This is a genomic window from Rosettibacter firmus, from assembly GCF_036860695.1.
GTDB lineage: Bacteria > Bacteroidota > Ignavibacteria > Ignavibacteriales > Melioribacteraceae > Rosettibacter > Rosettibacter firmus.
Genome location: NZ_JAYKGJ010000001.1, coordinates 810,679 through 826,416, shown reverse-complemented (window position 1 = coordinate 826,416; position 15,738 = coordinate 810,679). Strand labels below are relative to the sequence as shown.

The window sequence follows — 15,738 nt, the reverse complement described above, 5'->3', positions numbered from 1 at the left end:
TTTAGTAAATTGGTTTTATTTCCCAGTGGGGGAAATATTTTTTAATTAATTCATATAATTCTCTTTCGAAGCCAGAATAATCTGGAGTAACCAATTCTTCTTTTTCTTCAAGAGCTTCTATGATAATTCCACCACCAGCTATATCATATTCGTCAACAATTACAAATCTTCCAGTTGATTTAATTTTGCTGAACAGGTCAAAGCTGATTGGTTTATCTGTTCTAAATATAATTTGAGCTACTTCATTTCTATGAACTTCTTCTCTATAATTTTCTTTTTCTAATGTAGAAGCATTCATGACAGATTTAATAGCTTCAATGCTTACACCAGCCTTATTAGTTCCAATTTTTAGTTTGTATTTTTTATGAATACTAAGATTGTTTTTCCCCATCCAGAAAATATTGGCGATAAAACGATTAGTGGTATATGGCAATTGCTGATCTATTCTGCAAATTAAATCGCCCGGTTTAACATAAATTTGAGTTGTTAATGTTAATCCAATTGCTTGTTCTGCTATTGCAAATAATGGAGCTTCTTTACCAAATATTTCAATTGATTTTACTATAGATTTCTTTTGAGATGGCAGAAAAATAATTTCGTCTCCAACATTAATAGTACCTGAATTGATTGTACCAGCGATTATTCTGCGGTTATCTCCATTTTCTGTAAATTTATAAACACCCTGTACAAACATTCTGAAATCATTTTCTTCATCTTCTTTTTCTTTTTCAAATGAATCGATTAATTCAAGAATAGTTTTACCTTTATACCAGGACATTTTATTTGAATGCTCGATCAAATTTAAACCGTGGAATGCTGATATAGGAACATATTCGACAGGATTAATATTTATTTCATTAAGATATTTTGAATAATCATTTTTAATTTGATTAAATCTGGATTCGCTGAAATCAACTAAGTCCATTTTATTTACTGCTACAATAATCTGATTAATACCAAGTAATGAAAGCATATATGCATGACGCTTCGTATTTTCTGCAATACCTTCGTGTGCATCAATTAATAAAATTGCTGCTTCGGCTCGTGCTGCACCACTGATCATATTTTTCAAAAATTCGATATGACCTGGTGCATCAATAATTATATATTCTCTTTTTTTCGTTTTAAAGAATATTCTTGCTGTATCAATTGTAATTCCCTGTGTTTGTTCATCTACCAAAGCATCAAGAAGAAAAGCATACTCAAATGGTTTTGCATTTAATTCGCAAGTTTTTTTAATCTGTTCTAATTTACCAACAGGTAATGAGTTTGTATCTGCAAGTAATCGACCAATTAAAGTGCTTTTCCCATGATCTACATGACCAACCACAACAATATTCATTCTTTCTTTCATATTAGATCCCCATTAATTTCAAATTCTTATTATTTGATAAAAATGATTCAATTAAAAATTTTTTTATATGTTGATAAAATCAATAAATAAAAAATCTTAATAGATAAACAATATTTTACATATAGCCTTCTCTTCTCAATTCTTCTAATGTTCCACCTCCGTCTTTATCCTGTGCTCTTCCAGATCTTTCTGCTATATTTTTTAGTTTACCACTTTTTAATTCTTCAATAATTTCTTTTACATTTTTTGCAGTAGAATCTATAGGAAAAGTGCACGGATAGCATCCAAGCGATCGATATCTTTTTCCGTTGCCATTATCAAAATAAAGTGATACTACAGGAATATTTTCTCTATCTATATATTCCCAGATATTTAATTCTGTCCAATCTAGTAATGGATGAATTCTTACATGAGTTTTAGGTGCAAATTCAGTTTTAAATTGATTCCACAATTCAGGTGGCTGATCACCAATATCCCAATCACTATTTTTGTCTCTTGGAGAAAAATATCGTTCTTTAGAACGACTTCCTTCTTCGTCGGCTCTTACACCAACAATTACTCCAGTATAAGCTTCTTTATCTTGGTCTTCAACGAATACACCCAGTTCGTGATCAAGTCTATATCTGGGAAATTGTCCAGATAATGTATTTTTCAAAGCTTCAGTTTTTAGAAGTTTGCAGCAAGTAATTCTATCAACATTGCCATCCGGGAAAGTCTGTTTTGTTTTAAGTGCTTCTTTGTTTTGTCCAACTATCAATTTTAGTTTTAATTCTCTTGCAAGTTTATTTCTGTATTCAATCATTTCAGGAATTTTAAAAGAAGTATCTATATGTATTAGTGGAAAAGGTACATGACCAAAAAAAGCTTTTCTTGCAAGATGTAGAAGTACGGTGCTATCTTTTCCAATAGACCATAACATGGCTAAATGTTTAAATTCTCTATATGCTTCTCTGAAAATATAAATGCTGTGAGCTTCTAATTTATCCAGGTAATCCATATCAAACTCCTTTAATGTTTAATGTGTAAACCGCATTCTTTAGTTTCGGGATGTTCCCACCACCATCTACCGGCTCGAATATCTTCGCCCGGCAGTGTTGCTCTTGTACATGGTTCACATCCAATGCTTGTATAATTTTTATCATAAAGACTGTTGTATGGTATGTTATATTTTTTAATATAATCCCATACTTCTTTTTCTGTCCAATTAATTAATGGATTAACTTTTATAATCCTGAATTCCGGATCGTATTCAACTAATTCCATATTTTGTCGTGTTATAGATTGTTCTTTTCTTAATCCTGTTATCCATACTTTTTTATTTCTTAATGCACGTTTTAGTGGTTGAATTTTTCTTACATGACAACATTTTTTTCTGTTTTCGATACTGCGATAAAAAAGATTTATTCCATCTCTATTAACCATCCTTTCAACTAAACGAGGATTTGGGAAATAAATTTTTATCGGTATATTATATCTTTCTATTGTTCTTTCGATTAAATTATAAGTTTCATTAGGCAACCTGCCTGTATCGAGTGTAAATATTTTGATTTTTGAATTTAGTGATGCAAGCATATGTGTGATAACCTGATCTTCAATACTCAGACTTGTAGAAAAAACTGCTTTATTTCCAAATTTCTTTGAAATAAGTTTTAATACTTCCAAAGCATCTTTGTCATATAATTGATTTTTTATTTTTTCAAGTATTTTCATGACTACCTCAAATATGATATTCTGGTTCTGACTTTTGTTCTTTCCCGAATTTTATTTTATTCCAGATTCTTTCATGTAAATAATAAAGTATAATTTTTGTGAAGATTTCTATTCCACCAATTGATAAAGCAATTTTATAATCACCGGTTAATAAATACGAAATTATGGTTGTATCAATACTTCCAGTTAATCGCCAGGTTATAGATTTTATTATACTTCTATAATGCTTGTCATGCATTCTTATTATCCTGCTAATGAATAATACTAAAGTTTTAAATTATACTTATAAAGTGTTAAGAATATTTAGTGAAATTTTATTTATAGCTAGAGGAAGAAATTAACAGCAGCAACACATAGAGGGGGTACAGATACAGTAGATAGATGAATTGAAGGATGATAAATATGAATGAATGGATTTTATTGAATTTAAGTTATTAGTTAACTTAATCTTCGATCTCTTTTTTCTTAATGTTTTCATTTTTCAACCCTTTCTTTATTTAATAAAAAAGCCCTTCGTCTGTGAAGGGCTTTTACGTGTTAGTATAAAAAACTTATTGTGCCTTCACAGACCTCTCTTGAGATTAATACACATACAACAATTAATATTTATATTAAGTTTTATCATGCCTGTTCTTTTTACTTTGTTGCAAATATAAATTTAATAAGATTATAAGTCAAGTTATTTTTTCAATAACCAATATAATTTCTCTTATCTGTTAATTATAAAATCTAAGTTGTATTGAAAATATTTTTATAAAAATTTTATTTACAAACTCAGGGCTTCAATATTCTTACGTGGAAATTTTTTCATTTCGCTTTGGTATTGATATATAAACATTAGAAAATAAATTTGATTGATGCTTGGATCGTAAATTTTTAATTATAACTGAGATTTCTTTTAATTATTATTACTTCTAATGTTTATGTCCCATTCCCTGGATTTGCATTTCCTGGGCAGTAGCTTTTACTTTCAATTTGCCAGCTTGTTTGAAATATAATGTAAACTCTTCCTGAGTTCCTTTCTTAATATCCTTTTTCAACTTAATAACCATTATATGATGAGCTCTTGGTTTTAGCTCAAATGTTGATTTTTCTGGTATAATAATGAATGGTACTTCTCGCATTCCCATCATTTCGCCCTGATGATATGTTTCATGAATTTCTACGCGATCTGCAAAGCCACATTCAACTTTGTAGAGTGTGTCTGCAATATTACCAGTATTTTCAATTTTCATAAATAGTGCAGTTGATTGACCTTCGGCACTAATTCTCATCCAGGGTTCTTTAATCTTAATTTTATTCCCCTGAGATGAAAAAAACATCAAGAAAATTAAAAGTAGATTCATATTTATTTCTATTTATTTTTTTGAATTAATAATATCTTATAAATTATATAACAATTCGGTTTTATTATAAAAACAGATTTCCTAAAAGAATTAGTTCAAAAGGTATTTTATATCATTAACTATTTCATTAATATCTGCTATACTTCCAGTATAGTTTTTTCTTAGCTGTCCTTTTTGATCAATTAAAGAGATACGATCTGTGTGTATAAAATAATAAGATAGATTTCCTTTCTCATCGTATGAAGAATCTATCGGTATAGCATTGATATCAAATTTTAAAAGAACTTCTTTTGTGCTTTGTTCGTTGCCGCTTAATAAACTCCAGCGATTGAAATTAATGTCTCTTATCTCAGCATACTTTTTTAAGACATATGGAGTATCACGATTGGGATCAAATGTAATTACAACAAAATGGACTTTATCTAATTCATCTTTGCTCAATTTAGATTCAACTAACTGCATATTATGAGTTGTCATTGGACAAATATCAGGACAGTGCGTATAAATCATTGTCACTAAAGTGACTTTTCCTTTAATCATCTCAGGAAAAATTACTTTAATGCTATCTTCATTCAAAAATTCGTTTTGAGTTCTCGATATATCCTGCTTGATAGGAAAATTTTCATTACATCCTGTAATGTATATGAGAGTTAAGATAACAAAAAAGATATATTTAATTTGTTTTTGCATAATAAGAAGATTTTATCATTTGGTTTATTAAATTTCTCATAGTAACTAACTTTGTTTACAAATGTTTATTGTTATTCGTTATATTATAAAACTATTATGATTTCTAATTAGTTCAAAAATATTACTGCTTATTTTATGATGAAAATTAGTTTACTGTAATTAATGCTTAGTTCGATAGATTTTCTATCGATCATAAAGACGTATTAAAAGTATGTGAATTAGTCAGGTAATTTTCTTATAAATTGTATAATTTACAGTGGGCTTAAAACAATTTTGTAACAATTATTATTCAATGCAAAGTAATTATTTAAATAATCTGAATAAAAAAAGAAGAGTAGCTTTAAATTCAATTATTGCAGCAATTTTTATTACAACTTTTAAAATTATCATAGGAATATCTACTGGAAGTCTTGGTGTTTTATCAGAAGCACTCCATTCTGGTCTGGATATGATTGCAGCAATAATAACTTTCTTTGCAGTGAAATACTCAGATAAGCCAGCAGACGATGGTCATAATTATGGTCATGGTAAAATAGAAAATTATTCTGCATTAATTGAAACCTTATTATTATTTGTTACATGCTTATGGATAATTTTTGAAGCATTGAGAAGAATTATTACAAGAGATGTTGAAATTGATATAAATATCTGGGCTTATATTGTAATTATTGTTTCTATAATTATTGATTATACACGTTCAACAGCTCTTAAGAAAGCTGCAATTGAATTTAATAGTCAAGCTCTGGAAGCAGATGCACTCCATTTTTCAACAGATATTTTGAGTTCAATGGTTGTTTTAGCTGGTTTAGTTGGAGCTTCTTTTGATTTTTACTATGCAGATGCAATAGCAGGATTGATCATTTCTTTTATTGTAATTAAAATAAGTTATCAAATTGGGAAAAAATCTTTTGATGCATTAATTGATAAAGCTCCAATTGGTTTAAAAGAAGAAATCGGGGAAATTGTAAGTACAATACCAGAAGTAATAATTTCTCATGATATCAAGGTAAGGGAATCTGGACCTTACAAATTTGTTGATTTGAATATACATGTGAATAAATCTTTGACAATTGAACAAGCCCACGAAATTTCTCATAAAGTAGAAGAAGCAATTAAAAATAAAATAAAAAATATTGAAGTCATGGTTCATACAGAACCAGATGATGAACGATCCCCTTTAAATTAAAGCGTAAAAATTATATTATAATGAACTTTGATTTCAAACTTCCTGTTAAAATTTTTAAACTTTCTTACAAATATGGAGTTTTAAGATGAATAAAGATTATATTATTAATAATGATAAAGATATTGAATTAAAAGAATGGTTAGAATCCCTACAATATGTTTTGGAAACTGAGGGACCAGAGAGGGTAAAGGAATTATTGCATAATCTCGATACTTATGCACATGAAAAAGGTGTCGAAATTCCTTTTACAGCAAATACACCTTATATAAACACTATCCCAAAAGAAAAACAACCACCTTTCCCTGGAAGCAGAGAAATAGAAAGACGAATTAAAAGCCTTATACGATGGAATGCTATGGCAATGGTTGTAAGAGCAAATAAAGAAGAACCAGGTATTGGTGGTCATATTTCAACTTATGCATCTCTTGCAACTTTATATGAAATTGGATTTAATCACTTTTTCCGTGGTAAAGATGGAAATCACGAAGGCGATATAATTTATTTTCAGGGACATGCATCTCCTGGTGTTTATGCTCGTGCTTTTCTTGAAGGAAGATTAACAAAAGAACAACTTGAAAATTTTAGAAGAGAATTAAAACCTGGCGGTGGTCTATCTTCTTATCCTCATCCTTGGTTAATGCCAGATTTCTGGGAGTTTCCAACAGTTTCAATGGGCTTGGGACCAATTCAAGCAATTTATCGTGCTCGGTTTATTCGTTATCTGGAAGATAGAGGACTAAAAAAACCTTCTGATCAAAAAGTATGGGCTTTTATTGGTGATGGCGAAACCGATGAACCTGAAACTCTTGGTGCAATTACTCTTGCTGCAAGAGAAAAACTGGATAACTTAATTTTTGTAATTAATTGTAATCTTCAAAGACTGGATGGTCCTGTAAGAGGTAATGGAAATATTATTCAGGAACTCGAAGCAATTTTTCGTGGGGCAGGCTGGAATGTTATTAAAGTGATTTGGGGAAGTGATTGGGATCCACTCCTTGAAGAAGATAAATCAGGTTTGCTAATAAAAAGAATGAATGAATCAATTGATGGTGAATCACAAAATTTTGTAACACGTGGTGGTAAATATGTTCGCGAACATTTCTTCGGAAAATATCCAGAATTATTAAAACTTGTTGAGCATTATTCTGATGAACAATTAGCAAAAATGAAACGTGGTGGACACGATCCAGAAAAAGTTTATGCTGCTTATAAAGCTGCTGTTGAACATAAAGGAGCTCCTACAGTTATTCTTGCTAAAACTGTGAAAGGTTATGGTTTAGGTGAAGCAGGCGAAGGCAAAAATATTACTCATCAACAGAAAAAATTAAATGAAGAAGAGTTAAGAGAATTTAGAACGAAATTTGCTATCCCAATTAGTGATGAAGATGTGGTTAATGCTCCTTTCTATAAACCACCAGAAAATTCTCCAGAAATACAATACCTCAAAGAAAGAAGAAAACAACTTGGTGGTTATATACCTAAAAGAGTAGTAAAAGCACCTCCACTTAAAACACCTTCAGAAGAATTATTTGAAGAATTTTATAAAGGTACAGAAGACCATGAAGTTTCTACTACAATGGTTTATGTAAGAATTCTTGCCAAACTTTTGAAGGACAAAGAAATTGGTCATCTAATTGTTCCTATTGTTCCTGATGAAGCTCGTACTTTTGGTATGGAAGCTTTGTTCAGACAGGTTGGAATTTATTCACATGTGGGACAATTATATGAACCTGTTGATAAAGATAGTTTATTGTATTATAAAGAAGCAAAAAATGGTCAAATATTAGAAGAAGGGATTACAGAAGCTGGTGCAATGTCTTCGTTTATAGCTGCTGGAACAGCTTATGCAATTCATGGAATTAATACGATACCTTTCTTTTCTTTTTATTCAATGTTTGGTTTTCAAAGAGTAGGAGATTTAATCTGGGCAGCAGGTGACATGCGTTGCCGTGGATTTTTACTTGGAGCTACTGCAGGTAGAACAACACTTGCTGGCGAAGGTTTACAACATCAGGATGGACACAGTCATCTTCTGGCTTATCCTATTCCAAATCTTGTTGCTTATGATCCTGCATTTGCTTATGAACTTGCAGTTATAATTAGAGATGGAATTTATAGGATGTATGAAAAACAAGAAGATATTTTTTATTACATAACTATAATGAATGAAAATTATCCTCAACCTCCAATGCCAGAAAATGTTAAGGATGGAATCTTAAAAGGTATGTATAAATTTAGAAAAAGTAATTTGAGTGATCAGAAATTAAAAGCTCATTTACTTGGAAGTGGAACAATTCTTAACGAAGCAATTAAAGCAGCTGACATTCTTGAAACAAATTATAAAGTATCTACAGATGTTTGGAGTGTTACAAGTTATAAAAATCTACATCTCGATGCTCAGGAAACTGAAAGATGGAATATGATGCATCCAGATAAAGAACCAAAACTACCATATATATCTGAAATAACTAAAGGAGAAACAGGTGTATTTGTAGCTGCTTCGGATTATGTTCAGATTATTAAAGATGCGATGGCTAAATGGCTTCCTGGGCCATTGCATTCACTTGGTACTTATGGTTTTGGTAGAAGTGACAGTCGTGCTGCTTTGCGTGACTTTTTTGAAGTAGATGCAAAACATATTGTTTATGCTACTTTATATTCTTTATTTAAAGAGAAGAAAATTAAACTGGATGTTTTAAAGAAAGCTCAAAAGGATTTGGGAATTTATCCAGATAAGCCTAACCCGGCAAAATCATAAGTAAACTTCTAACAAAATTGGAAATGAAAAATGATAGTCGATTTTAAATTACCTCATCTCGGTGAAAATATTCACACTGCAGATATAATTAAAGTTCTGGTCAAAGAAGGAGACAGAGTAGAACTAGATCAAATTATAATTGAAATAGAAACAGATAAAGCTACTATAGAAGTACCTTCGGAAGTAAGTGGTATTGTAAAAAAAGTTCATGTTAAAGAAGGTACGAAAGCCAATGTTGGAGATCCGATTATATCTGTTGAAACTCAAAATGAAGAACCCGCCAAAGTCGAAGAGAAACTTGAAGAAGTTCAACAGGCTAATATAGAAACTGTAACAAAAGAAGAATCGCAGACTTATGAAAAAATAACTGCAGAAAGTGTGCAATCACCTGTTATAGAAAACCATTCACATATGCCTAAAGTGATTGAAATTCCGAGAGATATAGTAAGTACAATTGTTCCAGCATCACCTTCGGTAAGAAGATTTGCTCGAGAAATTGGTGTTGATATTACTAAAGTAAGAGGAACTGGTCCAAAAGGAAGAATATTGATTGAAGATGTAAAAGCATATGCCAAAACATTAAATGAACAGATTCAGAAAGGAACTGTAGCAAGAATTTCAGGTGAACCATTACCGGATTTTTCAAAATGGGGTGAAGTTGAACGTCAACCGATGAGTAATATTCGTCGTAAAACTGCCGAGCATCTTTCATATGCATGGACTACAATTCCACATGTAACTCAATCAGATAAAGCTGATATTACTGAATTGGAAAAATTACGCAAACAATATTCTCAAAAAGTTGAAGCTGCTGGAGGAAAATTAACCATAACATCTATTCTTCTTAAAGTTGTTGCATCTGCACTTAAGGTTTTTCCTCAATTTAATTCAAGTATTGATATGGAAAAAAATGAAATAATTTATAAAAAATATATTAACATTGGAGTGGCTGTAGATACTGATCGTGGTTTACTTGTTCCTGTTATAAGAGATGTCGATAAAAAAAATATTACTCAATTGAGCATAGAATTAACAGAAATCTCTAAGAAGGCACGAGATAAAAAATTATCTCTCGAAGAAATGCAGGGTGGATGTTTTACTATTTCAAATCTTGGTGGTATTGGTGGAACTTATTTTACTCCAATTGTAAATTCACCAGAAGTTGCAATTCTCGGAGTTTCTAAATCAGTAATAGAACCTGTTTATATTGATGGTGAATTCAAACCAAGATTAATGATGCCACTATCACTTTCTTACGATCATAGAATTATTGATGGTGCAGATGGTATTAGATTTTTAAGATGGATTGTTAATGCCCTTGAAAATCCTTTTCTACTTTCATTAGAAGGATAATTTTTGTTGTTACAAATACATTAAAAAGTATTTATCAAAATATTACTGGTAGTCCTATCGGGATTACCATTTTTTATGTTAATACCTGTTTATAAATTTTTATATTTGTGTAATTAATAACAAATTAAATGAGGAAAAATGTCAATCAAAACTCAATTGGCAATTATTGGAGCAGGTCCCGGTGGTTATGCAGCAGCATTTTATGCCGCCGATTTAGGAATGCAGGTTACTTTAATAGATATGGAAAAAAATCCAGGTGGAGTTTGTCTTTATCGTGGCTGTATTCCTTCGAAAGCTTTACTTCATGTTGCTAAATTAATTAACGAAGCAGAAGAAGCTGATAAATTTGGAATTAATTTTGGTAAACCAGAAATTGACATTAATAAACTTCGCGAATTTAAAAATAATGTTGTCAATAAATTAACTGGAGGTCTGGGACAATTAGGTAAACAAAGAAAAGTAAATTACATAAATGGCAAAGCAACATTTTTGAATTCAAATACATTATCAGTTGCAAAACTCGATGGTTCATCTGAAACCGTTGAATTTGAAAAAGCTATAATTGCAACAGGTTCTATACCTGCAAGAATTCCAAATTTATCAATAAACTCAAACCGAGTTATGGATTCTACAGCTGCTCTTGAATTGAGTGATATTCCAGAAAGATTACTTGTAATAGGTGGTGGATACATAGGATTAGAATTAAGTACTGTTTATTCTGCTTTGGGGAGTAAAGTAACAGTCGTGGAAATGTTACCAGGTTTATTACCAGGAGCAGATAGAGATCTTGTGGCTGTACTGGAAAGAAAACTGAAAACAAAATTAAATATATATGTAGAAACTAAAGTAACAGAAATAACCGAAGTTAATGATGGAATAAAAGTAAAACTTGAAGGTAAAAATGTTACGGAACCTGAAATGATATTCGATAAAGTATTAATTTCTATTGGAAGAAAACCAGTTACAGATGGTTTTGGTTTAGAGAATACAAAAGTTAAAGTAAATGAAAAAGGCTTTATTGTAGTGGATAAGCAACTAAGGACAGACGATCCAAATATTTATGCAATTGGTGATGTAGTTGGAAATCCGATGCTTGCACACAAAGCTTCTGCCGAAGGAAAAGTTGCTGTTGAGGCAATTCTCGGCAAAAAATCTGTATTTGAACCCAATGCAATTCCAGCTGTTGTTTTCACAGATCCGGAAATTGCATGGGCTGGAATTACAGAAACAGAAGCTCAAAGCAAAGGGATTAAATATGAAGTCGCAAAATTTCCATGGGGTGCAAGTGGTAGAGCAACAACATTAGATCGAAATGATGGTTTGACTAAGTTAATAATCGAACCAGAAACAGAAAGAATAATAGGCATTGGACTTGTTGGAGTAAATGCTGGCGATTTGATATCCGAAGGCACACTTGCAATCGAAATGGGGGCAACAGTTAAAGATCTCGAATTAACAATTCATCCACATCCAACTTTATCGGAAACAATGATGTTTGCTGCAGAGGTTTTTTATGGCCATGCAACCGATTTGTATAGACCTAAAAGAAAATAGGAGAGAACAAAGTTATTATTTATTTGTTTAATAATGCCAAAAAAAATTATTAATCATATGAAATTCAAAATCATTTTCTTCGTTTTTATTTCTTCAATACTTTTTGGACAGAACTACGATTGGGCACGCCACGATTCTCTAATTAAAGCATGTATAAATCAAATTTATGGAATTGAATTTGATAAAGCCGAAAAAACCATTGATATAGTAATTAAGGAATATCCTACACACCCATCAGGAAAATTTTTCAAAGCTATGATTACCTGGTGGAGAATACTTCTTGATCTGGAAGATGAAAGTCTTGATAAAAAATTTTATGCCCAGCTTCAAGAAGTAATTGATATGTGCGATAAAATCCTTGAGAAGAATAACAAAAATATAGATGCTATTTTCTTTAAAGGTGGTGCAATTGGTTTTAGAGGTAGATTACTTGGAATTCGTGAAAACTGGATTAAATCTGCTCTCGATGGAAAAGAAGGTCTGGAACTGGTATATAAAGCATACAAGGCGGATCCTAAAAATATTGATGTTCAACTTGGTTTTGGAATTTATCATTATTATGCAGAAGTAATTCCCCAAAGATATCCTGCTGTAAAACCTTTTATGGTCTTTTTCCCCCAGGGAGATAAAAAGAAAGGTTTGAGAGAATTAGAAAATGTTGCCTGGAACGGTAGATATGCTAGAATCGAAGCAAGATATTTTTTAATGACACTTAATTTTATGTTTGAAAATAATATGCAGGAAGCAAGAAAATGGGGAAGATTATTGCTTAAAGATTTCCCTAATAATCCTAACTTTCAGAAGTATTATGGATTAACCTATGTAAAAGAAAATGATTATCGAACAGCAGCAAAAATTTTCAGGGATATATATAAAAAATGTGAAAAAGGCTTACCCGGATATAATTTAAGATATAAAAGAGAAGCAAGTTATTATCTGGGTATGGACTATAAAATTAGAGATAAAGTTGACTCAGCTGCATATTACTTTGAAATATGTGAAAAACTCTCTCGCCAGCTTGATAAAAAAACCGAATCTGGATATTTGATTAATACAGTATTATACCTGGCTATGCTTTATGATCAGATGGGACAAAGAGAAAAAGCAATAAAATATTATAACGAAGTTTTACGTTTGAGAGATAGAAGCAATTCACATGAATTGGCAAGAAAATATCTTAAAACACCTTATCGAAAATAGTTTATAATTTAGTGGAAATACCAAATCGATGAAGAGAACCAATTGAACCCATCGATGAGTATGCATAATCTATAATGTAACTTGAAACATTAAAACCAAAACCAAGATTGAATCCTGCTAAACCAGCTGTAGTTCCAATTTTTAATTCCTTCCTTTTTTCGCTATCGTAACCAATTCTTAACTTAAAACTTTGACCGAGTTTAATTTCGCTACCAAAAGTAATTTGACTAAATCTCGAAAAAAAACTATTCTGTTTTTCATTAAGATTATTGAAAGACCAATAAAATCTAATTGGTACTCTTTCTAATTGTTTTGAAAATCCTAAACGAATATCAAGTGGTAAATCTTCCTTTATATTTGCATAAGATTTAATTTGAGAGCCCAGATTTAATATTGAAAATCCAAAGTTCCATAGTTTATCTGGAATTTCGTAATGCAAACCTAAATCAAAAGCAGCACCTGTTGATGAATAATTTTCTATTCCTGAATAAATGAATTTAAAATTAATTCCATAATAAAAATTGTAGTCAAGTTTATTTGCATAGCCAATGCCCAATGCTAAATCGCTAGCACTAAAGTGACCTGTTTTTAATCCTGATGGATCAGCTTTTGTAAAATCTCCATAATTAATATACTTTATTGATGCGGTAAATTTTCCTATGTTTTCATACTCTTTTGAAAAAACTAATGCAGCAGCATTGATATCAATTAAGTGTTTTAAAAAAGAAAATGAAATTTGTTTATCTTCAATTAAATTTATTCCGGCTGGATTATAAAAAATTACATTGGGATCGTCATTGTTTGCAACAAAGCTACCAGCAAGTGAGGCAGCACGTGGACTTAAATCCAATTCTAAAAATTTATATATAGATTGAGAAAAAGAAATCCCTGTTGCTAATAGAAATATTAATATTATTTTTGTTTTAATCATATTAATTAATTTTTGTTATACGATTTTAAAGATAATCGACTATAAAGGCAAGGTAATAAATTACTTTTTGAATCTTCAGGAACATTTAATAATCTCATTGTGTTAGAAGCAAGAAATTAAAGTATCAAATAGAAGTAGAAAAATAGAGGAGACAATATGAATAGTGTAAAAACTGTAATATTAATGACCACAATGATGGTTTTATTCATTCTGATAGGAAATTTAATTGGTGGTCAATCTGGAATGATGATAGCTTTTATATTTTCACTCGCAATAAATTTTGGTTCTTACTGGTTTTCTGATAAAATTGTTCTTGCAATGTATAGAGCTCAAGAAGTTACAAGAAAAGAATTTCCTGAACTTTTTAATATTGTAGAAAAACTATCAATGAAAGCAAATTTACCAATGCCAAGAGTTTATATTATAGACAATCCTACACCAAATGCGTTTGCAACCGGTCGAAATCCACAAAATAGTGCCGTTGCAGTTACAACTGGTATTATGAGAATTCTTAATAGTGATGAACTTGAAGGAGTAATTGCTCACGAACTTTCACACATCAAAAATAGAGATATTTTGGTAAGTACAATTGCTGCTACACTGGCTGGAACTATAACATTCATTGCACGAATGGCAGGTTGGGCTGCAATGTTTGGTGGTGGACACAGAGATGATAGAGATAATGGAAATATATTTTATGAATTAGCATTAATTATTTTAGCTCCAATAGCAGCAATGTTAATTCAACTTGCAATATCTCGATCTCGAGAATTTATGGCAGATGAAAGTGGAGCACTTATTTCTGGTAAACCACTTGGATTGGCTTCTGCTTTAAATAAATTATCAAAGGCAAACGAAACTCTTCCAATGCATAATGCTAACGAAGCTTCGGCTCATATGTTCATTGTAAATCCTTTGAGTGGAAAATCTTTATTAAAATTATTTTCGACACACCCGCCAATTGAAGAAAGAATTGAAAGATTACAGGAAATAGCAAAAGGTCGAAGATAAAATAATAGCTTGTTCTTATATTTATATACGGAATATTTATAAGGAAATGAAAAATATCATTCGGTATCTAATTATTTTTGTGTTTATTTTATTTTCTGATTTGTTATCGCAAACAAATCTTGATATTTATCAGAAATTAATTTCTCAATCAATTAAACAAATTGATTCTCTGGTCAGTGAGAAAGTTGTAAATTTAGAAATAATTTTACCTTCATCTTATTTATCATTAAAACCATATATTATCAATTCTTTTTCAAATAATGGTTTTATCATAACTGATAACTCAAATAGTAATTTTCTAATTTATTCTTTAAATGATTTATCTGTAGATTATCAGAATTTAGAATCAAAAAATTTTTTTGGTGATGATAAGCTGATTAGAAAAGTATCAATTGGAGGTCAGTTAATATATATTAGTAATAATGTTCTGAATAACTCATTTAGTATTAAACAAAATTATGTTGATACAATAAAATTAAGCGACTTAGAATACTTTGAGAATAAATTATATCCTTTTACACAGGGTAAAATTCCTGAGCAACCTTTATTAAAAAATCTTATTCAACCTGTTATAATTGTAGGTGTATTGATATCAACTGTGATTTTGTTTTTTACTGTAAGAAGTAAATAATTAATGTTTTTTTA

14 protein-coding genes are annotated in these 15,738 nt (G+C 30.5%); 7 read left to right on the top strand and 7 right to left on the bottom strand.

The features are described 5' to 3' along the window. Nucleotide 1: 1 nt before the first annotated feature. The 6 genes from VJY38_RS03625 to VJY38_RS03600 form a co-directional block, all read right to left on the bottom strand. Nucleotides 2-1,354, bottom strand: coding sequence for a sulfate adenylyltransferase subunit 1 (locus tag VJY38_RS03625; RefSeq protein WP_353679303.1), 1,353 nt, complete (start codon nt 1,352-1,354; stop codon nt 2-4). A gap of 115 nt (nt 1,355-1,469) precedes the next feature. Next, nucleotides 1,470-2,351, bottom strand: a complete 882-nt coding sequence (cysD, locus tag VJY38_RS03620) for a sulfate adenylyltransferase subunit CysD (RefSeq protein WP_353679302.1) — start codon at nt 2,349-2,351, stop codon at nt 1,470-1,472. 11 nt (nt 2,352-2,362) lie between these two features. Next, nucleotides 2,363-3,064, bottom strand: coding sequence for a phosphoadenylyl-sulfate reductase (locus VJY38_RS03615; protein ID WP_353679301.1), 702 nt, complete (start codon nt 3,062-3,064; stop codon nt 2,363-2,365). A 7-nt stretch (nt 3,065-3,071) separates the two neighbouring features. Next, nucleotides 3,072-3,302 (bottom strand): DUF2061 domain-containing protein, encoded by a 231-nt coding sequence (locus VJY38_RS03610; protein ID WP_321535888.1) that lies wholly within the window; start codon nt 3,300-3,302, stop codon nt 3,072-3,074. A 676-nt stretch (nt 3,303-3,978) separates the two neighbouring features. After that, nucleotides 3,979-4,410 carry a copper chaperone PCu(A)C gene (locus tag VJY38_RS03605; protein WP_353679300.1) on the bottom strand — a complete coding sequence of 144 codons (432 nt, stop codon included), beginning with the start codon at nt 4,408-4,410 and terminating at the stop codon, nt 3,979-3,981. Between the two features lie 90 nt (nt 4,411-4,500). Next, the gene (locus VJY38_RS03600; RefSeq protein ID WP_353679299.1) at nt 4,501-5,100 is read right to left on the bottom strand and encodes an SCO family protein; all 600 of its coding nucleotides are present in this window, start codon (nt 5,098-5,100) and stop codon (nt 4,501-4,503) included. 292 nt (nt 5,101-5,392) lie between these two features. Between VJY38_RS03600 and VJY38_RS03595 the strand changes: the two genes are divergently transcribed. The 5 genes from VJY38_RS03595 (at nt 5,393) to VJY38_RS03575 (ending at nt 13,151) form a co-directional block, all read left to right on the top strand. Continuing rightward, nucleotides 5,393-6,286, top strand: coding sequence for a cation diffusion facilitator family transporter (locus VJY38_RS03595; protein ID WP_353679298.1), 894 nt, complete (start codon nt 5,393-5,395; stop codon nt 6,284-6,286). An 85-nt stretch (nt 6,287-6,371) separates the two neighbouring features. Next, complete coding sequence (gene aceE / locus VJY38_RS03590; RefSeq protein ID WP_353679297.1) at nt 6,372-9,044, top strand: pyruvate dehydrogenase (acetyl-transferring), homodimeric type; 2,673 nt, start codon at nt 6,372-6,374, stop codon at nt 9,042-9,044. Between the two features lie 30 nt (nt 9,045-9,074). Continuing rightward, nucleotides 9,075-10,397, top strand: coding sequence for a 2-oxo acid dehydrogenase subunit E2 (locus tag VJY38_RS03585; protein ID WP_353679296.1), 1,323 nt, complete (start codon nt 9,075-9,077; stop codon nt 10,395-10,397). 138 nt (nt 10,398-10,535) lie between these two features. After that, nucleotides 10,536-11,951 (top strand): dihydrolipoyl dehydrogenase, encoded by a 1,416-nt coding sequence (gene lpdA / locus VJY38_RS03580; RefSeq protein WP_353679295.1) that lies wholly within the window; start codon nt 10,536-10,538, stop codon nt 11,949-11,951. 33 nt (nt 11,952-11,984) lie between these two features. Next, a complete protein-coding gene (locus VJY38_RS03575; protein ID WP_353679294.1) occupies nt 11,985-13,151 on the top strand; it encodes a tetratricopeptide repeat protein in 1,167 nt (388 codons plus the stop codon). A 1-nt stretch (nt 13,152) separates the two neighbouring features. On the opposite strand, the gene porQ is transcribed toward VJY38_RS03575, so the two are convergent. Further along, a complete protein-coding gene (gene porQ / locus VJY38_RS03570) occupies nt 13,153-14,082 on the bottom strand; it encodes a type IX secretion system protein PorQ (protein ID WP_353679293.1) in 930 nt (309 codons plus the stop codon). Between the two features lie 156 nt (nt 14,083-14,238). Between porQ and htpX the strand changes: the two genes are divergently transcribed. Both htpX and VJY38_RS03560 read left to right on the top strand, forming a co-directional pair. Continuing rightward, a complete protein-coding gene (htpX, locus tag VJY38_RS03565; protein WP_353679292.1) occupies nt 14,239-15,093 on the top strand; it encodes a zinc metalloprotease HtpX in 855 nt (284 codons plus the stop codon). Nucleotides 15,094-15,139: 46 nt separating this feature from the next. Then, a complete protein-coding gene (locus tag VJY38_RS03560; protein WP_353679291.1) occupies nt 15,140-15,724 on the top strand; it encodes a hypothetical protein in 585 nt (194 codons plus the stop codon). Nucleotides 15,725-15,738: the final 14 nt, after the last annotated feature.

Excerpts from the sequence above, each read along its gene's own strand:
- VJY38_RS03625 (WP_353679303.1), bottom strand. The coding sequence starts at position 1,354 with ATGAAAGAAAGAATGAATATTGTTGTGGTTGGTCATGTAGATCATGGG.
- cysD (WP_353679302.1), bottom strand. The coding sequence starts at position 2,351 with ATGGATTACCTGGATAAATTAGAAGCTCACAGCATTTATATTTTCAGA.
- VJY38_RS03615 (WP_353679301.1), bottom strand. The coding sequence starts at position 3,064 with ATGAAAATACTTGAAAAAATAAAAAATCAATTATATGACAAAGATGCT.
- VJY38_RS03610 (WP_321535888.1), bottom strand. The coding sequence starts at position 3,302 with ATGCATGACAAGCATTATAGAAGTATAATAAAATCTATAACCTGGCGA.
- VJY38_RS03605 (WP_353679300.1), bottom strand. The coding sequence starts at position 4,410 with ATGAATCTACTTTTAATTTTCTTGATGTTTTTTTCATCTCAGGGGAAT.
- VJY38_RS03600 (WP_353679299.1), bottom strand. The coding sequence starts at position 5,100 with ATGCAAAAACAAATTAAATATATCTTTTTTGTTATCTTAACTCTCATA.
- VJY38_RS03595 (WP_353679298.1), top strand. The coding sequence starts at position 5,393 with ATGCAAAGTAATTATTTAAATAATCTGAATAAAAAAAGAAGAGTAGCT.
- aceE (WP_353679297.1), top strand. The coding sequence starts at position 6,372 with ATGAATAAAGATTATATTATTAATAATGATAAAGATATTGAATTAAAA.
- VJY38_RS03585 (WP_353679296.1), top strand. The coding sequence starts at position 9,075 with ATGATAGTCGATTTTAAATTACCTCATCTCGGTGAAAATATTCACACT.
- lpdA (WP_353679295.1), top strand. The coding sequence starts at position 10,536 with ATGTCAATCAAAACTCAATTGGCAATTATTGGAGCAGGTCCCGGTGGT.
- VJY38_RS03575 (WP_353679294.1), top strand. The coding sequence starts at position 11,985 with ATGCCAAAAAAAATTATTAATCATATGAAATTCAAAATCATTTTCTTC.
- porQ (WP_353679293.1), bottom strand. The coding sequence starts at position 14,082 with ATGATTAAAACAAAAATAATATTAATATTTCTATTAGCAACAGGGATT.
- htpX (WP_353679292.1), top strand. The coding sequence starts at position 14,239 with ATGAATAGTGTAAAAACTGTAATATTAATGACCACAATGATGGTTTTA.
- VJY38_RS03560 (WP_353679291.1), top strand. The coding sequence starts at position 15,140 with ATGAAAAATATCATTCGGTATCTAATTATTTTTGTGTTTATTTTATTT.